Raw genomic sequence first — 26656 nt, forward strand, 5'->3', positions numbered from 1 at the left:
CGAGCGGGGCGGGGCGGGTGACGGCGGAGGGCCGCCCCGGGAACTGGTCCCGGGACGGCCCTCCGTGGCGTACCGCCGGCGTCAGGCGCCGCGCAGCACGGCGCCGGTGTGCTCGGCGGCCCGTGCGACGGCCGCGTCGCGGGCGGCGGTGGCCTCCTCGACGGTGAGCGTGCGGTCCGCGGCGCGGAACCGGAGCGCGTACGCCAGGGACTTCTTGCCCTCGCCGACCTGGTCGCCGGTGTAGACGTCGAACAGGCGGATGGACTCCAGGAGTTCACCCGCGCCCTCGGCCAGGTGGGACTCGACCTCGGAGGACGGCACGGCCTGGTCGACGACCAGGGCGACGTCCTGGGTGGCGATCGGGAAGGCGGAGATGCGCGGGGCCTTGACCGGTCCCTCGCTCGCCTTCTCCAGGACGTCCAGGTCGAGCTCCATCGCGCAGGAGCGGGCCGGCAGGCCCAGCGCCTTGACGACGCGCGGGTGGAGCTCGCCGCCGTGGCCGGCGAGGGTCTTGACCCCGTCGACCACGACGTGGAAGGCCGCGCAGCGGCCCGGGTGCCACGGGGCGTGCTGGTCGGCCTCGATCAGCAGCTCCGCACCGGCCTCGGCGGCGATGGTGCGGGCGGCCTCGATCGCGTCGGCCCAGTCGGCCGGGCGGCCCTTGCCCCACCAGCCGGACTGCTCGCGGGCGCCGGCGAGGACGACGGCGGCGCGGCGCGGCTGCGCGGGCAGCGCGGCGTTGACCCCGGCGATCTCCTCGTCGGTGGGACGGCGGTCCACCGGGAGGCGGACCGCGACCTTCGGCTCGCCCTCGGGGCGGAAGACCAGACCGGTCTCGAAGAGCGCCAGGTCGTGGCTGCCGCGGCTGTCGTTCCGGCGCAGCGCCCCGAGCAGGCCGGGGAGCAGCGTGGTGCGGAGCGCGGGCTCCTCGTCGGAGAGCGGGTTGACGAGGGTGACGACCCTGCGGCGGGCGTCGTCCGCGTCGAGGCCGAGCTGGTCGAGGACCTGCTGCCCCATGAAGGGGTAGTTCAGGGCCTCGACGTAGCCGGCGCCGGCGAGGGCGCGGCCGACCCGGCGGTGGACGCGCTGGCGCTCGGTGAGGCCGCGGCCGGCCGGGGGCTTGGGCAGCGTGGAGGGCAGGTTCTCGTAGCCCTCCAGCCGGATGACCTCCTCGGCGAGGTCGTTCGGCTCGTTCAGGTCGGGGCGCCACGAGGGCACGGTGACGACGAGCTCGTCCTGGCCGTAGACGTCGCAGCCGACCTCCTGGAGGCGGCGGACGACGGTCTCGCGGCCGTAGTCCACACCCGCGACCTTGTCGGGGTGGTTCGCCGGCATGGTGACGGTGCGCGGCGCGGACGGGGCGGCGATCTCGGTGACGCCGGCCTCGGCGGTGCCGCCCGCGAGCAGCACGAGCAGGTCGACGCAGCGCTGGGCCGCGGCGGCCGCGGCCTGCGGGTCGACGCCGCGCTCGAAGCGCTTGGACGCCTCGGAGGACAGCTTGTGGCGGCGGGCCGTGCGGGCGATCGAGATCGGGTCGAAGTGCGCGGCCTCGATGACGACCTCGCTGGAGCCGGTGACGGCGCCGGTCTCGGCGTCGGTGACCGGGTCGGCGATCTCGGTGTCGGCGCCGCCCATGACGCCCGCGATGCCGATGGGGCCGCGGTTGTCGGTGATGACCAGGTCGGCGGCGTCGAGGACGCGGACCGTGCCGTCGAGGGTGGTGATCTTCTCGCCGGCCTCGGCGCGGCGGACCCCGATGGGGCCGTCGATCCGGGTGCGGTCGTAGGCGTGCAGCGGCTGGCCGAGCTCCAGCATCACGTAGTTGGTGATGTCGACGGCGAGCGAGATCGGGCGCATGCCCGCCTTCTGGAGGCGGCGCTGGAGCCAGATCGGCGACCGGGCCTCGGGGGCGAGGCCGACGACCGTGCGGGCGGTGAAGCGGTCGCAGCCGATCGGGTCGGCGATCTGGACCGGGTAGCCGTACGAGTTCGGCGCGGGCACGTCGAGGAGCGCCGGGTCGCGCAGCGGCAGCCCGTACGCGATGGCGGCCTCGCGGGCGACGCCGCGCATGGAGAGGCAGTAGCCGCGGTCCGGGGTGACGGCGATGTCGAGGACCTCGTCGTACAGCTCCAGGAGGGCGGTGGCGTCGAGGCCGACCTCGTGCTCCGGCGGCAGGACGATGATCCCGTGGTTCGGGTCCTCGCCCATGCCCAGCTCCTCGCTGGAGCAGATCATGCCGCGGGAGACCTTGCCGTACGTCTTGCGCTCGGCGATCCGGAAGTCGCCGGGGAGGACGGCGCCGGGGAGGGCGACGACGACCTTGTCGCCGACGGCGAAGTTCCGGGCGCCGCAGATGATCTCCTGGGGCTCGCCGGTGCCGTTGGCGGAGCCGACGTCGACGGTGCAGAAGCGGATGGGCTTCTTGAACTCCGTCAGCTCCTCGATGGTGAGGACCTTGCCGACCACCAGCGGGCCGGTGAGGCCGGCGCCGAGCTGCTCGACGGTCTCGACCTCGAGGCCGGCGGTGATGAGCTTGGCCTGGACGTCGCGGCCGGTCTCCGTCGCCGGCAGGTCGACGTACTCCCGCAGCCAAGAAAGCGGGACCCGCATCAGATCTCCATCCCGAACGGCCGGGTGAACCGGACGTCACCCTCGACCATGTCTCGCATGTCTTCCACGTTGTGCCGGAACATCAGCATCCGCTCGATGCCGAAGCCGAAGGCGAAGCCGCTGTACTTCTCCGGGTCCACGCCGCAGGCGACGAGCACCTTCGGGTTGACCATGCCGCAGCCGCCGAGCTCGATCCAGCCCTCGCTGCCGCAGGTGCGGCAGGGCCGGTCGGGGTTGCCGACGGACTCGCCGCGGCAGACGTAGCAGAGCATGTCCATCTCGGCGGACGGCTCGGTGAACGGGAAGAAGTTCGGACGGAGCCGGGTCTTCATGTCCGCGCCGAAGAGCGCCTGGACCATGTGGTCGAGGGTGCCCTTGAGGTCGGCCATGGTGAGGCCCTCGTCGACGGCGAGCAGCTCGATCTGGTGGAAGACCGGGGTGTGCGTGGCGTCGAGCTCGTCGGTGCGGTAGACGCGGCCGGGGCACACCACGTAGACCGGGGGCTCCCGGTCGATGAGGGTGCGGGCCTGGACCGGCGAGGTGTGGGTGCGGAGCACGACACCGGACTCGTCGCCCGTGGTGCCCTCAGGACCCTGGACGAAGAAGGTGTCCTGCATCTGCCGGGCCGGGTGGTCCGGCACGAAGTTGAGGGCGTCGAAGTTGAACCACTCGGCCTCGACCTCGGGGCCCTCGGCGACCTCGTAGCCCATGGAGACGAAGACGTCGGCGACGCGCTCCATCAGCGTGGTCAGCGGGTGGCGGGCGCCGGCCGGGATCCGGTCGTACGGCAGGGTGACGTCGACGGCCTCCTCGACGAGGACGCGCGCGTCGCGCTCGGCCTCCAGCTCGGCCTGGCGGGCGGCGAGCGCCTTGGAGACGACGCCGCGGGCCTGGCCGACGAGCTTGCCGGCCGCGGCCTTGGCCTGCGGGGGCAGCGCGCCGATCTCGCGGTTGGCGAGGGCGAGCGGCGAGGTGCCGCCGGTGTGGGCGGTCTTGGCGTGCGCGAGCTCGTCGAGGTCGCCGGCGGCCGCGAAGGCGGCGACCGCCTCGTCCCGCATGCGCTCGATCTCTTCCGGTTTCAAGGCTTCGACCTCGACCGGGTCGTACGACTTATTGGGTGCCGACATTTCTTCCCGTGCTTCCGTTGGGCTTGGCTGGGGCGACCCCGGTTCGACGTCAGACGACAAGGGCGCAAACGTGCCAAAGGTCGAGTCTAACGGGGTGGGGACACGCTGATGAGCCCGTGGGGGCCCCGGTGGCCGTGGATCCCGTCGGGTCTCGGTGGATGAGACGTCAGACGAGGTGGGCCGGGGCGCCGACGGGCAGGATAAATCGGAATTCGGCCCCGCCGCGCGGGCCGCGTCCGACGGTGATGGTGCCGCCGTGGGCCTCGACGAGGCCCTTGACGATGTAGAGGCCGAGGCCGGTGCCGCCGCGCTTGCTGCCCCGCCAGAAGCGGGTGAAGACGCGGTTCATGGACTCCTCGGGGATGCCCGGTCCTTCGTCGCTCACGGTGACCTCCGTCCCCTCCTCGCCGGTGCCGTCGTCGCCCGCGGTGCGGGGCGCCACCTCGATGGTGACGGTTCCGGCGCCGTGGCGCACCGCGTTTTCCAGGAGGTTGCCGAGGATCTGGTCGATCTTGTCGGGATCGGCCCAGAGCGGGGGCAGTCCGGGGCGGGTGCGGACGAAGAAGCGGTCGGGGGCCTGGCCGCCGGTGGTGTGCACCTGGATGTGGCGGCCGACGGCGGCGGTGATGTCGACGGGCTGGCGGCGGACCTCCAGGCGGCCGGCGTCGATCCGGGAGATGTCGAGGAGTTCGGCGATGAGCCGTTTGATGCGGCCGGCGTCGGCGTCGACGGTCTCCAGCATCAGCCGCTTCTGCTCGTCCGTGAACCGCTCCCACTTGCTGAGGAGGGTGGCGGTGAAGCCCTTGACGGAGGTGAGCGGCGAGCGCAGTTCGTGGGCGACGGTGGCGATGAGCTCGGCGTGGCTGCGCTCGGAGCGGCGGCGGGCCTCGGTGCCGCGCAGCGAGACGACGACCCGGCGGACGGGTCCGGTGGGGTGCTCGCGGACGTACCGGGCGGAGACGAGGACCTCGCGGCCGCCGGGCAGGAGCAGGTTCCGCTCGGGCTGGCCGCGCCGGGTGGCGAGCCCGCCGTACGGGTCGGTGAGGGACCACCAGCGGTGCCCCTTGAGGTCCTCCAGGGGCAGGGCCTGGTCGAGCGGGCGGCCGAGCGCCTCGGCGGCCGGGACGGCGGTGATGCGGCTGGCGGCGGCGTTGAAGCAGACCACCCGGCCGTCCTCGTCGGCGACGACGAGCCCGTCGGGCAGGTCGTCGGGGTCGATCCCGGGCCAGGGTTCGGGCGCGCGCGTCCCGCCTCCGCCTCGTCGTGCGGTTCGCGCGGGACTGTCCGTACCGGCCGTCATCCCCGTCTCCCACCCCTCCGTGTACCGCAGTGGGCCCCGAGTGCGTCACTCTACTGGGCGAGGGTGACCGGCGGGAGCCGGAAGGGCACGCGGGGTGGCCGAATCCCCTCCACGGGGTACGCCGCCGGGCGGGCCGGCGGAAGGGGTCAGGCGGTGCGGCGGGGGCGCTGGGCGCGGGCGGAGGCGTACAGGCAGACCGCCGCGGCGGTGGCGAGATTGAGGCTCTCGGCCTTGCCGTGGATGGGGACGCGGACGACGGCGTCGGCGAGGGCGCGGGTCTCCTCGGGGAGCCCCCAGGCCTCGTTGCCGAAGATCCAGGCGGTGGGGCCGCCCATGGTGCCGGCGTCGAGTTCGTCGTCGAGGTCGTCCTGGCCGGCGCCGTCGGCGGCGAGGATGCGGACGCCCGCGGCCTTGAGGCCGGCGACGGCCTGCTCGACGGGGACGCCGACGGCGACGGGGAGGTGGTAGAGCGAGCCGACGGAGGCGCGGACCGACTTGGGGTTGTACAGGTCGACGGAGGCGTCGGTGAGGATCACCGCGTCGGCGCCGGCGGCGTCGGCGCAGCGGAGCACGGTGCCGGCGTTCCCGGGGTCGCGGACGTGCGCGAGGACGGCGACCAGCTTGGGCTTCGCGGCGAGGATCGCCTCGAAGGGCGAGTCGAGGAAGCGGCAGACGCCGACGAGGCCCTGCGGGGTGACGGTCTGGGAGACCTCGGCGAGGACGGTGTCGGAGGCGTGGTGGACGCGGGCGCCGGCGGCGCGGGCGGCCTCGACGATGGCGGCGTACCGCTCGGCGGCCTCGACGGTGGTGAAGAGCTCGACGAGGGTGGGGGCGCCGTCCGGGCCCCGGTGCGCGACGGCCTCGCGGACGGCCTGCGGGCCCTCGGCGAGGAAGAGGCGGTCCTTGCCCCGGAAGTTGCGCTTGGCGAGCCGCCGGGCGGCGACGACGCGCGGGGAACGCGGGGAGATCAGCTCGGGGGTGGACATGTGCCTGCGGCTCTCTGTCTCGGTCTCGTCGGGGGTGCGGGGTGCGGCGGTCAACGCACCGGACCCGCAGGCGCGGGGCCTGCGGGTCCGGTCGGAAGTACGGCGGCCTGGAAGATCAGGCGGCGGCCTTCGGGGCGTTGACGTCGGCCGGGAGGGCCTTCTGCGCGACCTCGACCAGCGCGGCGAACGCGTTGATGTCGTTGACGGCCAGCTCGGCGAGGATCTTGCGGTCCACCTCGATGTTGGCGGCCTTCAGACCCTGGATGAGGCGGTTGTACGTCATGCCGTTCTGGCGGGCAGCGGCGTTGATGCGCTGGATCCACAGCTGACGGAAGTCGCCCTTGCGCTTCTTGCGGTCGTTGTAGTTGTAGACCAGCGAGTGGGTGACCTGCTCCTTGGCCTTGCGGTACAGGCGCGAACGCTGACCGCGGTAGCCGGAGGCCTGCTCGAGGATCGCCCGGCGCTTCTTGTGGGCGTTGACTGCCCGCTTGACGCGTGCCACTTCTTACTCCTTGTAGCGGGGCCGTGGTGTGTTCACACGGCCCGGAAAACGGATGGGTCCCGGTCTTGGCCGGATGCCCTCGGGGCCCGAGGGCGGGAGATCAAGCTCAGATGCCCAGCATCTTCTTGATCTTGGCGGCGTCACCCGGGGCCATCTCGGCGTTGCCGGTGAGGCGACGCGTCAGCTTGGACGACTTGTGCTCGAGCAGGTGGCGCTTGCCGGCGCGCTCGCGCAGGATCTTGCCGGAGCCGGTGACCTTGAAGCGCTTCTTGGCACCGGAGTGCGTCTTGTTCTTCGGCATAGCGCCGTTATCTCCTCGTCAGTGGCGCTCCCCCGGTGCGGGCACCGGAGAACCGGGAGCGTCAATCCTTCGTGTGGTGGTCCGGGCGGGACCCGGGGGCTGCCACGGGGGCAGCCCCCTGGGGTCACGCCTCGGCGTTCTCGGCCGACGTGTCGGCCGAAGCCTCCTCGGCGTCGGCCGGGGCGGCGGCCTCGGGCGCGATGCCCTGGCGCTCCGCCTTGCGCGCGGCCTGGGCCTCGCGCGCCTCGGCCATGGCCTCGGTCTTCTTCTTGTGCGGGCCCAGAACCATGATCATGTTCCGGCCGTCCTGCTTCGGGTTGGACTCGATGAAGCCAAGCTCCTGGACGTCCTCGGCGAGGCGCTGCAGGAGGCGGTAGCCGAGCTCGGGCCGGGACTGCTCACGACCACGGAACATGATCGTGATCTTGACCTTGTCGCCCTGCTTGAGGAACCGGACGACGTGACCCTTCTTGGTGTCGTAGTCGTGCGGGTCGATCTTCGGCCGGAGCTTCATCTCCTTGATGACCGTGTGCGCCTGGTTCTTGCGCGCCTCACGGGCCTTCATGGCCGACTCGTACTTGAACTTCCCGTAGTCCATGAGCTTGCACACGGGCGGACGGGCGTTCGCCGCGACCTCGACAAGATCGAGGTCGTACTCCTGTGCGAGCTCCAGGGCCTTGGCAAGGGGGACGATGCCCACCTGCTCGCCGCTGGGGCCGACAAGACGCACCTCGGGAACGCGAATCCGCTCGTTGATGCGGGGCTCGGCGCTGATGGATCCTCCTCGGTAGCACCACGCGACCGCCTTGGCGGACGGACACGTCACGTGACATCACTGAGACCAACCGAGCGGGTGCACAAAAAATGCCCCGGACGGGACACAGGCGGGGCTCCAAGGCGAACCGGAGCACCACCACGGTCAACCGCGGGGCGCACATCGGGCGGCTCCATCGTCCGTACGGAACGATGGGCGCCACCTGACCGGTGACCCGCCGCCCGCGAGGGCGGTCAGGTGGGAGATCGGAGCCTCCACTTGTGGGCCGGGCACACAGGTGTCCAGCCGGTCGTTACACAAGGTTAGCAGGACCCGGCGGTCGGCGCGAACCGTGCGCCCGCTTATCGTGTGGGGCATGAGCGAGACCCCCCAGAACGAGTCCACGACCGCCCCCGGCCAGACCGGCGACAACCCCGACTTCGAGGCCATGGCCCGTGACATCGCCGAGGTCCCGGCGGTCGAGGTGATCGTGACCGTCGCCGTCAACCTGATGAGCGCCGCCGCGGTCAAGCTCGGCCTCACCGAGGAGGGCGACGAGCACAAGGACCTCGACGAGGCGCGCAAGCTGATCCACGCGCTCGCGGGCCTCCTCGACGCCGGCACCACGGAGATCTCGTCCTTCCACGCCGCCCCGCTGCGCGACGGCCTGAAGTCCCTCCAGCTCGCCTTCCGCGAGGCGTCGATCGTCCCGGACGAGCCGGGCCAGGGCCCGGGCGAGAAGTACACCGGCGCGGTGTACGGCTAGTCCGCGGGGACCGGTCGGTCCCCGCGGAGTTCAGTTCCTGACGTAGAAGGGCTCGCCCGGAGGGGTGGCCGCGGCCGGCAGCAGTGCCAGGTCGAGGCCCCGCACCAGGCGGGCCCTCAGTGTCTCGTCGGCGGCCAGGGCCCGGGCCACCCGCTGGGCGGTCTCGGCGGGGGCGGCGTCCCCGGCGAGGACCAGGGCGAGGGTGCCGTCGGCGGAGCCGGGGCCGAGGTGGGCGCGGAGGACGGCCGGCTCGGCGGCGAGCGCGGCGCGCACCGCCTCCCGTACCGCCGGGTCGTCCAGCGGATCGGTGCTGGTGCGGCCCTCGGCGAGGGCCAGCAGCGCGGAGCCGCTCACCTGGTACGGCACCGGACCGGCCATGTCGAGGACCAGGGTGTCGGCCTTCTCGTGGACGAGGGCGGCCAGCGCCTGCCGGAGCGGGACGGCGACGGGCCGGGCGGCCGGGTCCCACCGGGCGAGCGAGGCGATCGAGGTGAAGGCGGGCAGCCCGCGCCGGTCACCGGCGGTCAGCGTCGGGACCGCCATGTCGCTGGTCTTCTCGCGCTTCAGCCCGGTCTCCGGGTCGGTCTCCACCTCGCCGAGCACGGCGACGACGGGGACGAGGAGCCGGGCGCCGCGCAGCGCCTCCAGGACGGGACCGTGGGCGGTTCTGTCCTCCGCCCAGGCCGCGAGGGCCGCGGCGAGCGCCGGGTCGGCGGCGCCGTCGTCGTCGGAGAAACCGGGGTCGGGGATGTTCTTGAGCTCCACGCCCCGAGCCTAACGGCCCGGGGGTCACCGGCCGCGGCCGGTCCGGTGGAGGACGACGGCGGCCACCAGCAGGAGCGCGCCGAGGCCGCCGGCGAGCGGGGCGAGCAGGCCCGGGGCGCCGCTCTCCTCCTCGGCCGCGACGGGCCCCTGGCCGAAGTACCGGCCCCGGTAGCCGGCGGTGGCGTTCTTCGGGTCGCCGGCCTTCAGGGCCGCGCCGGCCTCGATCGCGGCGGCCGGGTCGACCGTGCCGTAGCCCTTGGCGTCGCTGCGGCCGCCCTCGGGCCGGTCGCGGGCGGTGTCCACGAGGAGCTTCTTGACCTGGGCGGGGGTCAGGTCGGGGTGGGCGGAACGGACGAGGGCGACGGCGCCGGAGACGAACGCGGCGGCGGCGCTGGTGCCCCACCCCTCGTAGTACTTGCGGTCGGGGTCGGCGATGACGATGTCGACGCCGGGCGCGCTGACCGTGGCGTACCAGCGGCGGGTGGAGAAGGAGGCGCGGGTGCCGTAGCGGTCGACGGCGGTGACGGCGATGACACCGGGGTAGGCGGCCGGGTAGGAGATGCGGTCACCCTTCTCGCCGCCGTTGCCGGCGGAGGCGACCACGGAGACGCCCTTGGCGAGGGCGTACTGGACGGCGGCGTCCTCGCCGGGGTCGGGGTGGGCGGACTCCGAGTCGTCGCCGAGGGAGAGGTTGATGACGTCGGCGCCGTGGTCGGCGGCCCAGCGGATGCCCTGGGCGAGGGCGGTGCCGCGCGTCTTGCGCGCCTTCTCGCGGGCCTTGTCCTTGCCTTCGAGGATGACCCGGACGGGCAGCACGCGGGCGCCCGGGGCGATGCCGAGGACGCCGCTGTCCTTGGCCCAGCCGTGGCCGTGGCCGGCGATGATGCCGGCCATCGCGGTGCCGTGGCGGGCCCAGTGGGCGTCGCCCTCGGCGGCGCCGAAGCCGATGAAGTCCTCGCCCGGCAGGACGGAGCCGGTGAGGTCGGGGTGGTCGGCGTCGACACCGGTGTCGAGGACGGCGACGGTGACGCCCTCGCCCTTGGTGGTGCGCCAGGCCTCCTCCGTACGGAGGGTGTCCAGGCCCCACTGGCGGTCGCGGATGGCGTCGGCGTGCGCGGGCGTCGCGGCGGGGAGCACGGAGAACGCGGCGGCGAGGAGGGCGGCGGCGGGCGCGGTGACCGCGGCGCGGACGCGGGTGCGGGGCCGGGTGCGGGTGGGGGTCGGGGCGGGGGGCGGGATCACCGCTGTTCCTCTTCCTTCGCCGCGTTCAGGGCGGTGGTGCGGAGCTGCTTCTCCAGGCCCTCGGCGATGCCGAGGGCCTCGTGGCCGAGGCCGGACTGGGCGACGGCGTCGGTGCGGTCCTTCTTCATGGCCTGGTCGGCGGGGACCGCGCGGTCGACGGCGCGGCCGTCGGCGAAGCCGGAGACCGCCGTCACCACGACGGGCAGGTCGGCGGGGGCGGACGCCCACCAGCCGGCCCGCTGGTCCTGGCCGAACCCGGCGGCGACGGTGCCGGGCCCGGGCAGCGCGGGCGGCACGTCCTGGCCCAGGCGGGCCGTGAGCCCGCGGCCGCCGAGGGCGCGCTGGGCCTCGACCTCGGCGCGGGTGAAGACGAGGCCGACCGTGAGGACGCTGCTGGCGGTGGCGTCGGTGTACGTGGCGCGCAGCACCCGCTCGCAGCCGAGCGGGCGCAGGGCGGTGAGCAGCTTGGGGGCGAGGGAGGCGGGGGCGCAGGGCGCGTCGGGCGCGACGACGACCCGCGTCCAGGTGCGGGCGGAGGGTCCGGGACCGGCCTGGGGGGCGGTGAGGGTGCGCGGGAAGAGGGTGTCGACCGGCGCGTTGTGCCAGAGCTCCTTGGCGACGGCGTACCCGGCGGGTTCGGCGGGCTTCCCGCCGCCGTCGGACGCGAGCCACACCCCGGCGAGCGCCCCGCCGATCAGCCCGACCCCGAGCACGACGCACGCCGCGGCGGCCAGGGCGCGCCCTCGCCGCCGCTCCCGTATCGGCCGCAGCCGCGTCGTCGTCTCGACGGCGGTCTCCTCCACCCCGTACGCCGGGACCCGCACGGGCCGCAGTCGGGTGGTGGTCTCGACGGCCGGCACGGCGTCGGCCACGCGCGGCGGCGGCAACGGCGCGGAGCCGGCACCGGCCGGACGCGGCGGGACGGGCGGGGGCGGCGGGGCGGCGGGGCGGCGCGGCGCGGCCGCGGGCCGGGCGGGCGGGGCGGCGGCCGCCGGCCGCGCGGGGCGGGGCGGAGGCGAACCGGCCCGACCGCCGGCGCCGCCCTGGACGGGCGGCACGGTGGGCGAGGGGCGCGGCGTGGTACGGGCCTCGGGGCGCGGGGCCGGAGCCGTGCCGGGGGCCGGGGGCGCGGGCGTGCCGGGGGTGGGACGGGGGGCGGCGCCGGGCGCGGGCTTCGGGACCGGAGCCGTACCGGCCTCGGGGCGCGGAGCCGGGGGCGCACCCGGCGCGGGGCGCGGGGCCGGAGCCCTGCCGGCCTCGGGGCGCGGGACGGCGCCGGACACGGTCCTCGGGGCCGGGGCCGTGCCGGGGGGCGCGGGCGTGCCGGGGGTGGGGCGGGGGGCCGTGGCCGGGCGCGGGGGTGTGGCCGGGTCGGGCGGGGTGAGGTCGGTGGTGAGGGCCGAGAGGGCGCTCTTGGGGGCGAGCCCGGGGGCGCTCCGGGGAGGGGGCGCGGGGGTGGTGCCGGGAGGAGGGAGGGTCTCCGTGACGCGGGGCGTGCGGGGGTTCTGTTCGCTGGTCATCCCGCCCCCTGCTCCTGCCGACAATGCCCGTCACTCTACGGGCTGTTCCCCGTCGGACGGGAACCGAGGGGTACCGGCCCCCCTGACGGTCTGGCAAGCTCGGGCCATGACTCCACGTGCCGCCGACCGGGCCCGGTACGACCGGGCCACCGCCGCCCTGGACGCGCCGCTGGCGCTGGTCGATCTGGAGGCGTTCGACGCGAACGCGGACGATCTGGTGCGGCGGGCGGGCGGGAAGCCGGTCCGGGTGGCGAGCAAGTCCGTGCGGTGCCGGGCGCTGCTCGAACGGGTCCTCGCGCGCGACGGCTTCGCCGGGGTCATGTCGTTCACGCTCGCCGAGTCGCTGTGGCTGGCGCGGGCCGGGTTCGAGGACGTCCTGCTGGCGTATCCGTCGGCCGACCGGGCCGGTTTCGCGGAGCTCGCGCGGGATCCGAAGCTGGCCGCCGCCGTGACGGTGACGGTGGACGACGTGGCGCAGCTCGATCTCGTCGACGCGGCGCGGGCCGGCGGCGGCGAGGAGGTGCGGGTCTGCCTGGAGATGGACACGGCGCTGCGGCTGCTCGGCGGCCGGGTGCGGATCGGGGCCCGGCGGTCGCCGTTGCGGAGCCCGGCGCAGCTGGCGGAGCTGGCCCGCTCGGTGGCCCGGCGGCCGGGGTTCCGGCTGGTGGGCCTGATGGCGTACGAGGGGCACGTCGCGGGTGTGGGCGACGTGGTCGCGGGCCGGCCGCTGCGGTCGCGGGCGGTCTGGGCGATGCAGGCGGTGGCCCGCCGGGAGCTGGCCGAGCGGCGGGCGGCGGTGGTCGGGGCCGTACGGGCGGTGGCGCCGGACCTGGAGTTCGTGAACGGCGGCGGCACCGGCAGCGTCCAGCACACCGCCGCCGAGGCGGCCGTCACCGAGATCGCCGCCGGTTCGGGCCTCTACGTGCCGCGGCTCTTCGACGGCTACTCGTCCTTCACCGGCCGCCCGGCGGCGCTCTTCGCGCTGCCCGTGGTGCGCCGGCCCGGCGTCGGCTGCGTCACCGTGCTCGGCGGCGGCTATCCGGCGTCCGGCGCGGCCGGCCGGGACCGGCTGCCGGTCCCGTACCTCCCGGAGGGGCTGCGCTACGACCCGCGGGAGGGTCCCGGCGAGGTGCAGACGCCGCTGCTCGGCTCGCCGGCGGACGACCTGCGGATCGGCGACAAGGTGTGGTTCCGGCACGCGAAGGCCGGCGAGCTGTGCGAGCGGTTCGACGTGCTGCACCTGGTGGAGGGGGATCGCGTGGTGGACGCGGTCCCCACCTACCGGGGCGAGGGCCTGACCTTCCTCTGACGGCTACAGCGGGGTCACGTACGCGCCCGAGATGCCGCCGTCGACGAGGAAGTCGGAGGCGTTGACGAACGAGGAGTCGTCGCTGGCGAGGAAGGCGACGGCCGCCGCGATCTCGTCGGCCTCGGCGAACCGGCCGACCGGGATGTGCACGAGCCGGCGGGCGGCCCTCTCCGGGTCCTTGGCGAACAGCTCCTGGAGCAGCGGGGTGTTGACCGGGCCGGGGCAGAGCGCGTTGACCCGGATGCCCTCGCGGGCGAACTGGACGCCGAGCTCGCGGGACATGGCGAGGACGCCGCCCTTGGAGGCGGTGTACGAGATCTGGCTGGTCGCCGCGCCCATGATCGCCACGAAGGAGGCGGTGTTGATGATGGAGCCCTTGCCCTGGCGCCGCATGTACGGCAGGGCGGCCTTGCAGCAGAGGTAGACGGAGGTGAGGTTGACGTCCTGGACGCGCTTCCAGGCCTCCAGGCCGGTCTCCAGGATGGAGTCGTCGTCGGGCGGGGAGATGCCGGCGTTGTTGAAGGCGATGTCGACGGAGCCGTAGGTCTCGAAGGCGGTGCGGAAGAGCGCCTCGACCTCCTCCGGGTCGGTGACGTCGACCTTGACGAAGGTGCCGCCGACGGCTTCGGCCGCGGCCTTCCCGGCCTGCTCGTCGATGTCGCCGCAGACGACGTGGGCGCCCTCGGAGGCGAGCCGGCGGGCGGTGGCGAGGCCGATGCCGCTGCCGGCTCCGGTGATGACGGCGGTGCGGCCGACGAGCCGGCGGCAGATGATCTCTTCGGTGGTCATGGTCAGCCTTCCGTGCTGATGAAGACGTTCTTGGTCTCGGTGAAGGCGGTCAGGGCGTCGGGTCCGAGCTCCCGGCCGAGGCCGGACTGCCGGAAGCCGCCGAAGGGGGTCCAGTAGCGGACGCTGGAGTGGGAGTTGACGGAGAGGTTCCCGGCCCGGACGGCGCGGGAGGCGCGCAGGGCGCGGCCGACGTCACGGGTCCAGATCGAGCCGGACAGGCCGTACGGGGTGGCGTTGGCGAGCCGGATCGCGTCGGCCTCGTCCTCGAAGGGGAGGACGACGGCGACGGGCCCGAAGATCTCCTCGACGGCGCAGGGGGCGTCCTCCGCCACGCCGGTGAGGACGGTCGGCGGGAACCAGAAGCCGGGCCCCTCGGGCGCCTTGCCGGTGATGGCCTCCGCGTCCTCGGGGACGTAGGAGCGGACCCGGTCGAGCTGGGCGCGGGAGATCAGCGGCCCCATCTGCGTGCGTTCGTCGAGGGGGTCGCCGACGACGGTCTCCTCGATCGCCGGGGCGAGGAGTTCCAGGAAGCGGTCGTACGCGCCGCGCTGCACGAGGATCCGGGTGCGGGCGCAGCAGTCCTGGCCGCTGTTGTCGAGGAAGGCCATGGGGGCCGCGGCGGCGGCCGCCTCGATGTCGGCGTCGGCGAAGACGATGTTGGGGCTCTTGCCGCCGAGTTCGAGGGTGAGGCGCTTCACCTGGTCGGCGGCCTTGGCCATGATCCGCTTGCCGGTGCGGGTGGAGCCGGTGAAGACGATCTTGGCGATGCCGGGGTGGGTGACGAGGGCCTCGCCGGCGACGGGGCCCTCGCCGGGGAGGACCTGGAAGAGGTGCTCGGGGAGGCCCGCCTCCAGGGCGAGCGCGGCGAGGCGCAGGGCGGTGAGCGGGGTGGTCTCGGCCGGTTTGAGGAGGACGGCGTTGCCGGCGGCGAGGGCGGGTGCGGTGGCCCAGGCGGCGATCGGCATGGGGAAGTTCCAGGGCGCGATGACGCCGACGACGCCGAGCGGTTCGAGGAGGGTGACGTCGAGGCCGCCGGGGACCGGGATCTGGCGGCCGTTCAGGCGCTCGACTCCCCCGGCCGCGTAGTCGAGGAGGTCGCGGACGTTGCCGGCCTCCCAGCGGGCGTTGCCGATCGTGTGGCCGGCCTCGCGGACCTCCAGGAGGGCGAGTTCCTCGGCGTGGGCGTCGACGACGGCGGCGAAGCGGCGCAGCAGCCGGGCGCGGTCGGCGGGGGCCGCGGCGGCCCAGGCGGTCTGGGCGGCGGCGGCCCGGGTGACGGCGGCGTCGACGTCGGCGGGGGTGGCGGCGGGGACGGTGGCGACGAGTTCCTCGGTCGCGGGGTTCAGCACCGGGAGTTCGGTGAGCAACGGCTGTCGTTCCTCTCGGAGGCGTTCGTCGGAGGCGTTCGTCGGAGGCATGCTTCGAAGGCGAGCTTCGAAAGCGTTCGTCGGAGGCGTGCTTCAGAGGCGTTGATCAGTGGCGTTCGAAGGAGCGGCGCAGTTCCCAGTCGGTGACCGCCGCGTCGAAGGCGGCGAGTTCGACGCGGGCCATGTTGCGGTAGTGGGCGACGACCTCGGAGCCGAAGGCCTCCTTGGCGATCTCGCTGGTCTCCCAGAGCTCGGCGGCCTCGCGCAGGGTGGTGGGGACGTGGGCGAGGTCGGCGGCGTAGGCGTTCCCGGGGCAGGGCGGCGGGAGTTCGAGGCCCCGTTCGATGCCGTGGAGGCCGGCGGCGATCATCGCGGCGACGGCGAGGTAGGGGTTGACGTCGCCGCCGGGGACGCGGTTCTCGAAGCGGGTGGAGGGGCCGTGGCCGACGACCCGGAAGGCGCACGTGCGGTTGTCGTGGCCCCAGGCGACGGCGGTGGGGGCGAAGGAGCCGGGCTGGAACCGCTTGTAGGAGTTGACGTTGGGGGCGAGGAGGAGGGAGAGGTCGCGGAGCCCCGCGATCTGCCCGGCGAGGAACTGCCGCATGACGGGTGACATCCCGTGCTCGTCCTCCCCCGCCATCACGCTCCGGCCGGTGGCGGCGTCGGCGAGCGAGAGGTGGACGTGACAGGAGTTGCCCTCGCGCTCGTTGTACTTCGCCATGAAGGTGAGGGCGTACCCCTCCTGGGCGGCGATCTCCTTGGCCCCGGTCTTGTAGACGGCGTGCTGGTCGCAGGTGACGAGGGCTTCGTCGTAGCGGAAGACGATCTCGTGCTGGCCGGGGTTGCACTCGCCCTTGGCGGACTCGACGGTCAGTCCGGCGGCGGCCATCTCGTTGCGGATGCGGCGCAGCAGGGGCTCGACGCGGCCGCCGCCGAGGACCGAGTAGTCGATGTTGTACTGGTTGGCCGGGGTGAGGTCGCGGTAGCCGGAGTCCCAGGCCTGCTCGTAGGTGTCCCGGAAGACGATGAACTCCAGCTCGGTGCCCACGTGGGCGGTGAGGCCGTGGGCGGCGAGCCGCTCCAGCTGCCGGCGGAGGATCTGGCGCGGCGCGGCGACGACGGGCGAGCCGTCGGCCCAGGCCAGGTCGGCGGTGACCAGGGCGGTGGCCTCGTTCCAGGGGACGCGGCGCAGGGTGGCGGGGTCGGGGCGCATGGCGAAGTCCCCGTAGCCGTTCTCCCAGGAGGACATCGCGTAGCCGTCGACGGTGTTCATCTCGGTGTCGACGGCGAGGAGGTAGTTGCACCCCTCGGTGCCGTGGGCGAGGACCTCGTCGAGGAAGAAGGGGGCGGCGAACCGCTTCCCCTGGAGCCGGCCCTGCATGTCGGGGAAGGCGAGGACGACGGTGTCGATCTCGCCGGCCGCCACGAGGGAGCGCAGTTCCTCGACGGCCAGCGGGGGTGTGCGGTCTGCCACGGGACGACTCTCCTCGTTCGGCTGACGGGAGTCATAAGGTATGGGGCGAGACCATTGCTTGGGAAGCGTCGGGGGCAGGGGTGACGAGAAGTGATCCGTACGAGTGAACCGACGGGCCCGGCCGACCGGTTGACGCCGGTGCTGCGCCCGGTACGGGCCGGCAACGGCTTCGAGGAGGCGCTGGAGCAGCTCCTCCAGGTGGTCCGGCTCGGCCTGGTCCCGGACGGCGGACGGCTGCCCGCCGAACGGGAGCTGGCCGAGCGGATGGGGATCAGCCGGGTGACGCTGCGCGAGGTCCTGAAGGTCCTCCAGGAGCAGGGCCTGGTGGAGAGCCGGCGCGGCCGCTACGGCGGGACGTTCGTGCTGCCCCGCCCGCAGGGCCCCGACGAGGCCGGGCTGCGCCGCCGGATCGCCGCCGTCGACCTGGAGGACGCGCTGCGCTTCCGGGAGGTCCTGGAGGTGGGCGCGGCCGGGCTGTGCGCCGGGCAGGGCCTGGACGCGGCGGGCGTGGAGCGGCTGCGGGCGGCGCTCGCGGCCACCCGGGACGCGCCGCCCGCCGACTACCGCCGCCAGGACACCCTGCTCCATCTGACGCTGGCCGAGCTCTCCGGCTCCCCCAGCCTGACGGCCCAGTACGCGGCGGTCCGCGCGACCGTCAACGACCTGCTCGACCGCATCCCGCTGCTCGTCCGCAACCTGGAGCACTCCCAGCATCAGCACACGGCGCTGGTGGAGGCGGTCCTGGACGGGGAGGCGGACACGGCGCGCGAGGTGATGCGCGAGCACTGCGCGGGAACGGCGGCGCTGCTGCGCGGCTTCCTGGCCTGAAAGGTACGTCAGCGGTCCATTGGCCCGGGCGAGGCCCTAGAGTCGGCGCACGTTCCGCGAGTCCAGGAGGCAGTGCCGTGACCGAGCCGCTCATCGGCGTGACGACCTATCTCGACCGGGCGCGCTGGGGGGTGTGGGACCTGCCGGCGGCGCTGCTGCCCGCCGCCTACCCGCGGTACGTGCGGGAGGGCGGCGGTCTGGTGGCGATGCTGCCGCCGGACGAGCCGGGGGCGGCGGCGGCCGTGCTGGCCCGGCTCGACGGCCTGGTCGTGGCGGGCGGGGCGGACGTGGAGCCCGTACGGTACGGGGCCGAGCCCGATCCGCGGACCGGCCCGCCGGCGCGGGAACGGGACGCCTGGGAGCTGGCGCTGATCGACGCGGCGCTCGCCTCCGGCGCCCCGCTGCTCGGCGTCTGCCGGGGGATGCAGCTGCTCAACGTGGCCCTGGGCGGGACGCTGACGCAGCACGTGGACGGGCACGTGGAGGCGGTGGGGGTGATGGGGCGCCATCCGGTGAAGCCGGTGCCGGGGACGCTGTACGCCTCCCTCGTCCCCGATCTGGCCGAGGTGCCGACGTACCACCATCAGGCGGTGGACCGGCTCGGCGCGGGCCTGGTGGCCTCGGCGTACGCGGAGGACGGCACGGTGGAGGCGGTGGAGCTGGCGGCACCGGCCTGGGCGCTCGGAGTGCAGTGGCACCCGGAGATGGGCGAGGACCCCCGGGTGGTCCGGGGGCTCGTCCGGGCGGCGGCGGCCGCGCGGGGGTGAGACGGGGCGCGGGGCGGGCCGTACGGGGGGCTGGGCGCGGGGCGGCCGGGGTGGGCGGTCCGGCCGCCCCGCGGTTCGGGGCCGCGGTCAGGCGGCGGGGGTGGTGGCGGCGATCGCGCGGCGGCCGAGGACCGCGTAGAGGACGGTGGCGACGGCCATGCCGACCGGCAGCGAGAGGTCCATGCCGACGGCGGCGGCGACGGGCCCGGTGTAGACGCTGTCGACGCAGAGGGCTCCGGCGGCGAGACCGCCGAGGAGGGCCGCCGTACCGGCCGGATGGAAGCCGCCGGAGTACCAGAAGGGGCTGCCGGGGGTCTCGTCGGCGAGGGCGGCGGAGTCGTAGCGGCGGCGGCGCAGCACGATGTCGGTGGCGTAGACGCACATCATCGGGCCGGTGAGGACGGTGATCGCCTGGAGGGCGTTGCTGACGGTGTCCAGGAAGTCGGAGACCAGCAGCGCGTAGAGGGTGAGGGCGACGGCGACGGCCCCGTCGAAGAGGACGCTGACGGTGCGCCGGACGCGCAGGCCGACGGCCTGGAGGGCGAGACCGGCGCTGTAGGCGGTGAGGGCGTTGATGGCGATGGTGCCGAGGACCAGGGAGAGCAGGAAGACCGGCACGAACCAGCCGGGCAGGAACTCCTGGAGCGCGGTCTGGGGGTCCGACATGTCGACGGCGGTCGCGGCGAACGCGCCGAGCGAGCAGACCACGACGCTGGGGACGAACGCGCCGAGCGCGGTCCACAGGACGATGGCGCGCGGGGAGCTGTCGCGGGGCAGGTAGCGGGAGAAGTCGGCACTCGTCGTGTACGAGAGCGGGCCCGAGGCGATCATCGTGGTGCCCGCCAGGAGCACCGCCCACAGGGAGGGGCCGGAGAGCGGTTCGGCGGGGGCGTAGGCGAAGTCGGCGTGCCGGAACACGGCGAGGGCGACGACCGCGAAGGCGGCGGTCAGGGCGAGCGTGATCGGCAGGTAGAGCCGGACGATCAGCGCGTGGCCGTAGACGCTGATGGTCAGCGTGAGGGCGGCGATGACGACGACGACGGCGATCTTGACCGGGACGTTCGCCGGTACGCCGGTCTTCTCGACGAGCGCGAAGGCGGCGGCCGCGGCGGCGGCGAGGTTGAGGGCGAAGTAGCAGACGGAGACCAGCCAGCCGCCGACCGCGTTGTTCACGCGGTTGCCGAGGACGCCGTAGAGGGCGCGGGTGATGACCTCGCTGGGCGCGCCGGCGGCCGGGCCGGAGGTGGCGAGCACGCCGGTGAGCACCCAGAAGAGGTTGCCGGCCACGATCACGGCGATCGCCTGCCAGAGGGTCAGCCCCATGAGGACGAGGGCGCCGCCGATGACGAGGCTGAGGTAGTTGACGTTCGCCGCAGCCCAGACGGAGAAGAGCTCGCGGGGGTGTCCGTGGCGCTCGGCGTCCGGGATGTGGTCGATGCCGTGGGCCTCGACGCGGCCGGGCCGGTCGGCGGCCGGCAGGGGTGCCCGCTCGCGCTCTGTCCCGGGGCGCGGGTCGGGGATCGTGGAAGCCATGCGGCCCTCCGGTGCGTGATTGCCCACCTGGTTGCTTATTGGTCGCACACTCAATAGCATCGCCGGTATGTCGTCAAGCGTTCAGCGCAAGCGCATCCGGAAATCACCCGAGGCCCGGCGGGCGGAGATCGTCGCGACCGCCGCGCGGATCGCCCTCACCGAGGGCCTGGAGTGCGTCACCCTGCGGCGGGTCGCCGAGGAGCTGTCGGTCAGGCCCGGCCTGATCAGCCATTACTTCCCCTCGGCCGAGGACCTGGTGGCCGAGGCGTTCTCGACCGCCGCCCTCGGCGAACTCGACACGCTGCTGCCGGCGGAGCGCCCGGACGGCACCCCCGCGCAGTACCTGGCCCGCTACTTCGCCCTCTCGTCCGGCGAGGCCTACGACGACATCAGCCGCCTCTGGATCAACGCCCGCCACCTGAGCCGGTACCGCCCGGTCCTGCGGGAACGGGTCACCCGGATGGAGCTCGCCTCCGACGACCGGCTGGAGACCCTGATCCTCGACGGCGTCGCGCGCGGCGAGTTCCGCACGGGCGACGCGCGGTCGGCGGCCATCCAGATCCTCGTCGTCCTCGACGGCCTGGGCGCCCACGCCAACTCCGACCGCACCGACCGCCCCCCGGCCGTCGCCCGCCTGGCCCTCAGCACGGCCGAACGCGCCCTGGACCTCCCCCCGGGCACCCTCGACGCCCCCGGCGCCACCGGCACCCTGCCCCTGGAGTACTCCCCCACGGAGGCGGCGGAGGCGGCGGTGCCGCGCGCGGCGGCGGCGACGACCGTGGCGGTGACGGTGGCGGATCCCGCCGACACCGCGGCGGAGGCGGACGCGGACGCCTGACGCCTGGTGGCTTCGGCGGGCGGCGGGCCGGACGGCGGAGGTGCCGGCGGAGGCGGGCGCCCGCCTCCGCCGGCCGCCGAACCGGCTCGGTCCGTGAGGGGTCCCGGCCCCGGCCCTCCGGCCGGAAGCGCCGCCAGGCGGGGGCCGCCCAGGGCCCCCGGTCGTCAGCCTCCTGTCGCCCACGATCCCGCCGCCCCACAGTCCACCGCCCCGCCCCGCCCCTCCCCCGACCACCCACGGCCCCGGCCCTTCTGCCGCCCGCGGTCCCGGTCCCGTGCCCATGGCCGGAGGCCGGGGCGCGGGCAGGGGGCGGGGCCGGGGAGCGGTCCACCGCTCGGCCCGGCCACAGCCTCCCTCCCCCACCACCGCCCCTCCCTCTCTCCCGCACCACCACCGCAAGGAGCGTCACCGTGTCCAGCCGACTCGTCATCCACTCCGCACGACTGCTCGACCCCGCCACCGGAGGGTTCCTCGCGGCGAGTGCGCTCGCCGTGGACGGGGAGGGGCGGATCGCCGCGATCGGCGACGACCGGGAGGTACGGGCGCTCGCCGGGGCCGGGACGACCGTCGTCGACCTCAAGGGGGCCGTCGTCACGCCCGGTCTGGTCGACGGCCATGTACACCCCGTCACCGGTGCCGAGCTGACCGGCGGTCTCGACCTCTCCGGCTGCGCCGGGCTCGGGGACGTACGGGAGGCGCTGGCGCGGGAGGCGCGGCGGCTGCGGCGCGGCGGCTGGCTCTTCGCCTGGGGCCTCGACCCGAACGTCTTCGGCGACGAGCCGGTCGGCATCGCGCCCTTCGACGCCGTCCTCGACGGGGTACCCGCCTTCCTGCTGCTCTTCGACGCGCACTCCGCGCTCGCCTCCCGCCGCGCCCTCGAACTCGCCGGGATCGACGGCCCCCGCACCTTCGCCCAGGCCTCCGCCGAGATCGTCTGCGACGCCGAAGGGCGCCCCACCGGGCTGCTCCAGGAGGACGCCGCCTGCGAGCTGGTCGAGCGGGTCGCACCCCAGCCGAACCGCGCCGAACGCCTGGAACGGCTCGCCTCCGCGCTCGACGCGATGGCGGCGGCCGGACTGACCGGCGGGCACGTCATGGACGCCAACGGCGACAGCCTCGACCTCTTCGCCGAGCTCGACGCCGCCGGCCGACTGCCGCTGCGGCTGCGCGTGGCCCCCTGGTGCCAGCCCGGCACCGACGACGCCGGGGTCCGCGAGCTGATCGCGCTCCAGGGCCGGGGCGGCGCCCTGTGGCAGGTCGCCGGCGTGAAGCTCTTCATGGACGGCACGATCGACAACGGCACGGCCTGGCTGGAGCGGCCCGACTGCCACGGCGAGTCCACCCACGCCTTCTGGCCGGACCCGGAGGCGTACACGGAGATCATCGGCGCGCTGCACCGGGCCGGGGTGCCGACCGCGACCCACGCCATCGGCGACGCCGCCGTCCGGCACGTCCTCGACTCGGTCGAGAAGGCCCGGGCGACCGGTGGCGACCCGGCCGTACGCCACCGGGTCGAGCACATCGAGACCGTCCCGGACGACACCCTGCGCCGGTTCGCCCAGCTGGGCGTGGTCGCCTCCATGCAGCCCACCCACTGCTGCGACTTCACCCGTGCCGACCACACCGACAACTGGTCGCGCCGGCTCGGCGAGGAGCGCGCCGGACGCGCCTGGCGCTGCCGGGACCTGGTGGACTCCGGGGCGACCGTGGTCCTCGGCTCGGACTGGCCCATCGCCCCGTTCCCGCCGCTGGGCGTGCTGGCCGGCGCCGTGCACCGCCGCCCGACCCGCGACCTCGCGCAGCCGCCGCACGGCCCCGAGCAGGCGCTGTCCCCGCTGGAGGCGCTGCGCGGCCTGACCACCGGCGCGGCCTACGCGGCGGGCGAGGAGCGGCTCTCCGGCCGCCTCGCCGTCGGCCACCGCGCCGACCTGACGGTCCTCGCCGCCGACCCGCTCACCACCCCGGCCGCGGACCTCCCCGACGTCCCGGTCCTCCTCACCGCCGTCGACGGCCGCGTCACCCACCGCGCTCCGCAGCTGTGACCGCCCCGGCCCGGCCCGGGGCGACGGGTCGGGCCGGGACGGGCCGGGACGGGCCGGGAGGTCCTAGGACCTCGTCAGGGAGAGCAGGTCGCGGGCCGGGCCGGTCGGGCGGTGGCCCGTGGGCCAGACGGCGCGCAGGTCGCGGGCGAGGCGCACGCCCGCGACCGGGACGGCGACCAGACGGCGCGAGGACAGCTCCTCGGCGATGGCCAGTTCGCTGAGGACCGCCGGGCCCGCGCCGCTGACCGCCGCGGCCTTGACCGCGGTGGTGGAGGCCAGTTCGAGCAGCGGCCGGGCGAGCCCGCCGTGCCCGGCGAGCGCCGCGTCGAGCACCTGGCGGGTGCCCGAGCCGTGCTCCCGCAGCACCAGCGGGGTCGCGGCCAGTTCGGCCGGGTCGATCGGCTTCCGGCGGCGGGCCCACGGGTGCGAGGGCGCCACGACCACGGCCAGCCGGTCGTGGGCGACGATCGTGCCGTCGAGCCCGTCGGGGACGGCCAGGCCCTCGACGAACCCGAGGTCCGCCTCCCCGGCGAGCAGCCGCTCCGCGACCACCGCCGAGTTCCCCGCCTGGAGCGAGACCGCGGTGTCCGGCCGCTCCGCGCGCAGCGCGATCAGCCACCCGGGCAGCAGGTACTCGGCGATCGTCATGGACGCGACCACCCGCAACCGCGAGTCCCGGCGGCCGCGCAGCGCCTGTACGCCCGCGTCGAACGCCTCCGCGGACTCCACGATCCGCCGCGCCCAGTCCGTGACCAGCGCCCCCGCGTCGGTCAGCCGGGAACCGCGCGGCGAACGGTCCACCAGCGCCACGCCGAGCTGCCGCTCCATCGAACGGATCCGGCTGCTCGCCGCGGGCTGGGTGATCCCCACCTCGCGCGCGGCGGCGCCGAGGCTGCCGTGCCGGGCGACCGCGAGCAGCAGTTCGAGGGCACCGAGGTCGGGAACCCGGTGCGACAGGTGCGCGGTCCCGGAACCGGATCCCGAACCGGAGCCGGGTCCGGAGCCCGTACCGGACCCCGCGCCCGTACCCGCCCCCGCACCCACGCCCGAGCCCCCGCTCGCACCCGTCCCCCGGCCCGCCGCCCCCGCGCCGAAACCCGCGCCCCCGGTGCCCCGCACCGGTTCCGCGCCGCCCGCGCCCCGCTCCCTGCTCATAAGGCCAGCTTATGACGTCATAGCCGCATGATCCCTGGTGGGGGAGGCGCGCGCGGGCGACGGTGGGGTCATGGCAAGCCTCGCACCCTCCGGCACCCTCCTCGGAGCCACCACCCCCGGCCTCCGCGCGCCCCGCACCGTCCGTCACCTCGGACCCAACTGGTACGCCTCCGTGATGGGCACCTCCGTCGTCGGCACGGCGGGCGCCGCGCTTCCGGTCGCCGTGCCCGGTCTCCGTACCCTCTGCACCGCCGTCTGGGCGCTCTCGCTCGCGATGCTGCTGACCCTGCTCACCGCCCGGGCCGCCCACTGGCGCCGCCACCCCGACCAGGCCCGCGCCCACCTCCTGGACCCGGCGGTCGCCCCCTTCTACGGCTGTCTGTCGATGGCGCTGCTGGCCGTCGGGGGCGGCACGCTGACGGTCGGCCGGGACTGGATCGGACTCCCCGCCGCCGTCGCCGTCGACGCCGTCCTCTTCACCGCGGGCACCGCCGTGGGCCTGGCCGCGGCGGTCGCCGTTCCGTATCTGATGGTGGTCCGGCACCGTATCGAGCACGCCTCCCCGATCTGGCTGCTGCCCGTCGTCGCGCCCATGGTCTCCGCCGCGCTCGGCCCGCTGCTCCTCCCCCACCTGCCCGGGGGCCAGGCCCGGCAGACCCTCCTGCTCGCCTGCTACGCGATGTTCGGGATCAGCCTGCTCGCCACCCTGGTGATGCTGCCGCTGGTCTTCGGCCGGCTGGTCCTCACCGGGCCGCTGCCGCTCGCGCTCACCCCCACGCTCTTCCTGGTCCTCGGCCCGCTGGGCCAGTCGACCACCGCCGCCAACGCCTTCGCCGACACCGCCGCGGGCGTGCTCCCCGAGCCGTACGCGCACGGCTTCGCCGCCTTCGCCGTCCTCTACGGCGTGCCCGTCATGGGCTTCGCCCTGCTGTGGCTGGCGCTCGCCGGCGCGATGGTGGTGCGGGCCCGGCGTGCCGGCATGGGGTTCGCGATGACCTGGTGGGCCTTCACCTTCCCGGTCGGCACCTGCGTCACCGGCGCCGAGGGGCTGGCCCGCCACACCGGGCTCGACGCCTTCCGCTGGCTGGCCGTCGCCCTGTACGTCCTCCTGGCCGCGGCCTGGCTGGTGGCCGGTGCGCACACCGTGCGCGGCCTGGTCAGCGGAGCGCTGCTCGCAGGGCCCGGTGGAGCAGCCGCGGCGCCCGGACCAGCGACGGCCCGTACCAGGTGAGCATCCGCCCGTCGACGAGCGCGGCCGCGGCCCCGGGGAACGCCTCGGGGCCGTCGTCCGCCGTGAAGCGGTACGGCTCGTCCGGCAGGACCACGAGCCGCGGACCGGCCGCCGTCAGTTCGGCGAGCGGGACCTTCGGGTAGCGCTCGGGGTGGTCGGCGTACAGGTTGCGGACGCCGAGCCGGGCGAGGAGGTCGCCGGCGAAGGTGTCCCGGCCGAGCACCATCCAGGGCCGCCGCCAGATCGGCACGACGGCGGTGACGCCGTCCCCGACCGGTTCGGCCGCCGCCCACGCCTCCTCCGCCTCCGCCAGCCAGCGCGGGCGCCGGGGCGCGCCGCAGGCGGCGAGGACGTCCCCGAGGACGTCGAGCCCCTGGTCGAGGGTGCGGACCTCCGTCACGAGGACGTCGGCGCCACCCGCGCGCAGGGCGTCCAGGTCGGGGGCGCGGTTCTCCTCCTCGTTGGCGAGGACGAGATCGGGCCGGAGGGCGAGGACCGCGGCCACGTCGGGGTTCTTGGTGCCGCCGATCCGGGCGACGTCGAGCCCGGCGGGGCGGGCGCACCAGTCGGTGGCGCCGACGAGGAGCCCGGGGGCGGTGACGGCGACGGCCTCGGTGAGCGAGGGCACCAGGGAGACCACGCGCGGGGACCGGCTCCTGAGCCGCGTCACTCCTCCTCCACCTCGACGTGGTCGGCGACCGCGACGACCAGGAGGCGGGTGCCGGGCTCGGTGGCGCGCCAGCGGTGCCGGACGCCGCCGGAGAGGTACAGGGTGTCGCCCCGGCCGAGGCGGTGGGCGCGGCCCTCGGCCTCGACCTCGACGGCGCCGTCGGCGACGTACAGCAGCTCGTCGTTGCGGTGCTGGAACTCGCGGCCCGCGTCCTGCTCGCCGGTGAACTCCAGGGCGTGCAGCTGGTGCCGGGCGCGGACCAGGCGCCGGATCCCGTCGGGGAGACCGGGCGTGCCCTCGTCGGCGCGGACGACGTCGACGGTGCGGGCGGCCTCGGCGGCGGCGAGGAGTTCGGCGGCGGTGGTCTGGAGGGCCTCGGCGACCAGTTCCAGGGAGCGGCGGCTGGGGCGGGCGCGCTCGTTCTCGATCTGGCTGAGGAAGGGCACGGAGAGGCCGCTGCGGGAGGCGACGACGGCCAGGGTGAGCTGGAGGGCCCTGCGGCGCCTCTTGACGGCCGCGCCCACGCGGGGTGCTTCCTTCTCGTCCATGGCGCTCCCTCCCTCTGCCGGCTGCCTCGACGCGTACCTGCTGGTTACCTGCACCTTACGCAGCTTTGGGCCGGGGTTTCGCGTCGTGGCGGAAAGGAGCCCGGAAGGAAGCGGGGAACGGGCCAAGGAACGAGTCGGGGACGAGTCGGGGACGAGTCGGGGACGAGTCGGGGTGGATCCCGGGTCGAGCGGGCGACGAGCCGGGGCCGGATCCGGGGAGGGGTGGTCGCCG

General features: G+C 75.0%; 24 protein-coding genes. 7 read left to right on the forward strand and 17 right to left on the reverse strand.

The genetic code is table 11. The features are described from left to right. Window positions 1-81: 81 nt before the first annotated feature. The 7 genes from pheT to infC all read right to left on the reverse strand — a co-directional run bounded on the left by pheT (window position 82) and on the right by infC (window position 7652). Window positions 82-2610, reverse strand: a complete 2529-nt coding sequence (gene pheT, locus IE245_RS20270; protein ID WP_189949584.1) for a phenylalanine--tRNA ligase subunit beta — start codon at window positions 2608-2610, stop codon at window positions 82-84. Beyond that, the gene (pheS, locus tag IE245_RS20275) at window positions 2610-3737 is read right to left on the reverse strand and encodes a phenylalanine--tRNA ligase subunit alpha (protein ID WP_189949585.1); all 1128 of its coding nucleotides are present in this window, start codon (window positions 3735-3737) and stop codon (window positions 2610-2612) included. Before pheS ends, pheT begins: the two co-directional genes overlap by 1 nt. A gap of 166 nt (window positions 3738-3903) precedes the next feature. Further along, window positions 3904-5037, reverse strand: coding sequence for a sensor histidine kinase (locus IE245_RS20280; protein ID WP_189949586.1), 1134 nt, complete (start codon window positions 5035-5037; stop codon window positions 3904-3906). A gap of 146 nt (window positions 5038-5183) precedes the next feature. Further along, window positions 5184-6023 (reverse strand): TrmH family RNA methyltransferase, encoded by an 840-nt coding sequence (locus tag IE245_RS20285; protein WP_189949682.1) that lies wholly within the window; start codon window positions 6021-6023, stop codon window positions 5184-5186. A 115-nt stretch (window positions 6024-6138) separates the two neighbouring features. Next, the gene (gene rplT, locus IE245_RS20290; RefSeq protein ID WP_030493496.1) at window positions 6139-6525 is read right to left on the reverse strand and encodes a 50S ribosomal protein L20; all 387 of its coding nucleotides are present in this window, start codon (window positions 6523-6525) and stop codon (window positions 6139-6141) included. A gap of 106 nt (window positions 6526-6631) precedes the next feature. Continuing rightward, on the reverse strand, window positions 6632-6826 hold the full coding sequence (gene rpmI / locus IE245_RS20295) for a 50S ribosomal protein L35 (protein WP_015032399.1): 195 nt from the start codon (window positions 6824-6826) through the stop codon (window positions 6632-6634). Window positions 6827-6950: 124 nt separating this feature from the next. Beyond that, window positions 6951-7652: a translation initiation factor IF-3 gene (gene infC, locus IE245_RS20300; protein ID WP_189949589.1), complete on the reverse strand. Its 702-nt coding sequence runs from the start codon at window positions 7650-7652 to the stop codon at window positions 6951-6953. Between the two features lie 304 nt (window positions 7653-7956). Here infC and IE245_RS20305 point away from each other — a divergent pair, with 304 nt between their 5' ends. Beyond that, a complete protein-coding gene (locus IE245_RS20305) occupies window positions 7957-8346 on the forward strand; it encodes a DUF1844 domain-containing protein (protein WP_189949591.1) in 390 nt (129 codons plus the stop codon). Window positions 8347-8376: 30 nt separating this feature from the next. On the opposite strand, the gene IE245_RS20310 is transcribed toward IE245_RS20305, so the two are convergent. Genes IE245_RS20310 through IE245_RS37140 form a run of 3 tightly spaced genes read right to left on the reverse strand, consistent with a single transcriptional unit; the run spans window position 8377 to window position 11873 of the window. Further along, a complete protein-coding gene (locus IE245_RS20310) occupies window positions 8377-9111 on the reverse strand; it encodes an SseB family protein (protein ID WP_189949593.1) in 735 nt (244 codons plus the stop codon). Between the two features lie 24 nt (window positions 9112-9135). Further along, a complete protein-coding gene (gene mycP / locus IE245_RS20315) occupies window positions 9136-10353 on the reverse strand; it encodes a type VII secretion-associated serine protease mycosin (protein WP_373305359.1) in 1218 nt (405 codons plus the stop codon). Next, window positions 10350-11873, reverse strand: a complete 1524-nt coding sequence (locus IE245_RS37140) for a hypothetical protein (RefSeq protein ID WP_229851411.1) — start codon at window positions 11871-11873, stop codon at window positions 10350-10352. Before IE245_RS37140 ends, mycP begins: the two co-directional genes overlap by 4 nt. 106 nt (window positions 11874-11979) lie before the next feature. On the opposite strand from IE245_RS37140, the gene IE245_RS20325 reads away from it, so the two are divergent. Beyond that, window positions 11980-13182, forward strand: a complete 1203-nt coding sequence (locus tag IE245_RS20325) for an amino acid deaminase/aldolase (RefSeq protein ID WP_189949595.1) — start codon at window positions 11980-11982, stop codon at window positions 13180-13182. Window positions 13183-13185: 3 nt separating this feature from the next. Here IE245_RS20325 and IE245_RS20330 read toward each other — a convergent pair whose 3' ends face one another. From IE245_RS20330 to IE245_RS20340, 3 genes are read right to left on the reverse strand one after another with little or no spacing between them, the layout of a single operon-like run. Then, on the reverse strand, window positions 13186-13971 hold the full coding sequence (locus IE245_RS20330) for a 3-oxoacyl-ACP reductase (RefSeq protein WP_373305360.1): 786 nt from the start codon (window positions 13969-13971) through the stop codon (window positions 13186-13188). Between the two features lie 2 nt (window positions 13972-13973). Next, window positions 13974-15389 (reverse strand): aldehyde dehydrogenase family protein, encoded by a 1416-nt coding sequence (locus IE245_RS20335; RefSeq protein WP_229851412.1) that lies wholly within the window; start codon window positions 15387-15389, stop codon window positions 13974-13976. A 55-nt stretch (window positions 15390-15444) separates the two neighbouring features. Further along, the gene (locus IE245_RS20340; RefSeq protein WP_189949597.1) at window positions 15445-16812 is read right to left on the reverse strand and encodes a glutamine synthetase family protein; all 1368 of its coding nucleotides are present in this window, start codon (window positions 16810-16812) and stop codon (window positions 15445-15447) included. A 93-nt stretch (window positions 16813-16905) separates the two neighbouring features. Here IE245_RS20340 and IE245_RS20345 point away from each other — a divergent pair, with 93 nt between their 5' ends. Both IE245_RS20345 and IE245_RS20350 read left to right on the forward strand, forming a co-directional pair. Next, window positions 16906-17640, forward strand: coding sequence for a FadR/GntR family transcriptional regulator (locus IE245_RS20345; RefSeq protein WP_189949692.1), 735 nt, complete (start codon window positions 16906-16908; stop codon window positions 17638-17640). A 77-nt stretch (window positions 17641-17717) separates the two neighbouring features. Further along, the gene (locus IE245_RS20350) at window positions 17718-18407 is read left to right on the forward strand and encodes a gamma-glutamyl-gamma-aminobutyrate hydrolase family protein (RefSeq protein ID WP_189949599.1); all 690 of its coding nucleotides are present in this window, start codon (window positions 17718-17720) and stop codon (window positions 18405-18407) included. Window positions 18408-18494: 87 nt separating this feature from the next. Here IE245_RS20350 and IE245_RS20355 read toward each other — a convergent pair whose 3' ends face one another. Next, a complete protein-coding gene (locus tag IE245_RS20355) occupies window positions 18495-19940 on the reverse strand; it encodes a purine-cytosine permease family protein (protein WP_189949601.1) in 1446 nt (481 codons plus the stop codon). A 67-nt stretch (window positions 19941-20007) separates the two neighbouring features. Here IE245_RS20355 and IE245_RS20360 point away from each other — a divergent pair, with 67 nt between their 5' ends. Then, window positions 20008-20778: a TetR/AcrR family transcriptional regulator gene (locus tag IE245_RS20360; protein ID WP_189949603.1), complete on the forward strand. Its 771-nt coding sequence runs from the start codon at window positions 20008-20010 to the stop codon at window positions 20776-20778. A gap of 410 nt (window positions 20779-21188) precedes the next feature. Then, on the forward strand, window positions 21189-22820 hold the full coding sequence (locus tag IE245_RS20365; RefSeq protein WP_189949606.1) for an amidohydrolase: 1632 nt from the start codon (window positions 21189-21191) through the stop codon (window positions 22818-22820). A 63-nt stretch (window positions 22821-22883) separates the two neighbouring features. Here the strand turns inward: IE245_RS20365 and IE245_RS20370 are convergent, their stop codons facing one another. After that, window positions 22884-23975 (reverse strand): LysR family transcriptional regulator, encoded by a 1092-nt coding sequence (locus tag IE245_RS20370; RefSeq protein WP_229851413.1) that lies wholly within the window; start codon window positions 23973-23975, stop codon window positions 22884-22886. A 70-nt stretch (window positions 23976-24045) separates the two neighbouring features. Between IE245_RS20370 and IE245_RS20375 the strand changes: the two genes are divergently transcribed. Further along, window positions 24046-25206, forward strand: a complete 1161-nt coding sequence (locus IE245_RS20375) for a TDT family transporter (RefSeq protein WP_189949608.1) — start codon at window positions 24046-24048, stop codon at window positions 25204-25206. Here IE245_RS20375 and IE245_RS20380 read toward each other — a convergent pair. Then, window positions 25133-25876 carry a helical backbone metal receptor gene (locus tag IE245_RS20380; protein WP_189949610.1) on the reverse strand — a complete coding sequence of 248 codons (744 nt, stop codon included), beginning with the start codon at window positions 25874-25876 and terminating at the stop codon, window positions 25133-25135. The genes IE245_RS20375 and IE245_RS20380 overlap by 74 nt on opposite strands. Then, a complete protein-coding gene (locus IE245_RS20385) occupies window positions 25873-26424 on the reverse strand; it encodes a helix-turn-helix domain-containing protein (RefSeq protein ID WP_189949612.1) in 552 nt (183 codons plus the stop codon). Before IE245_RS20385 ends, IE245_RS20380 begins: the two co-directional genes overlap by 4 nt. Window positions 26425-26656 lie beyond the last annotated feature (232 nt).

This window comes from Streptomyces roseolus (assembly GCF_014649855.1).
In the GTDB taxonomy this organism is placed as follows: Bacteria; Actinomycetota; Actinomycetes; order Streptomycetales; family Streptomycetaceae; genus Streptomyces; species Streptomyces roseolus.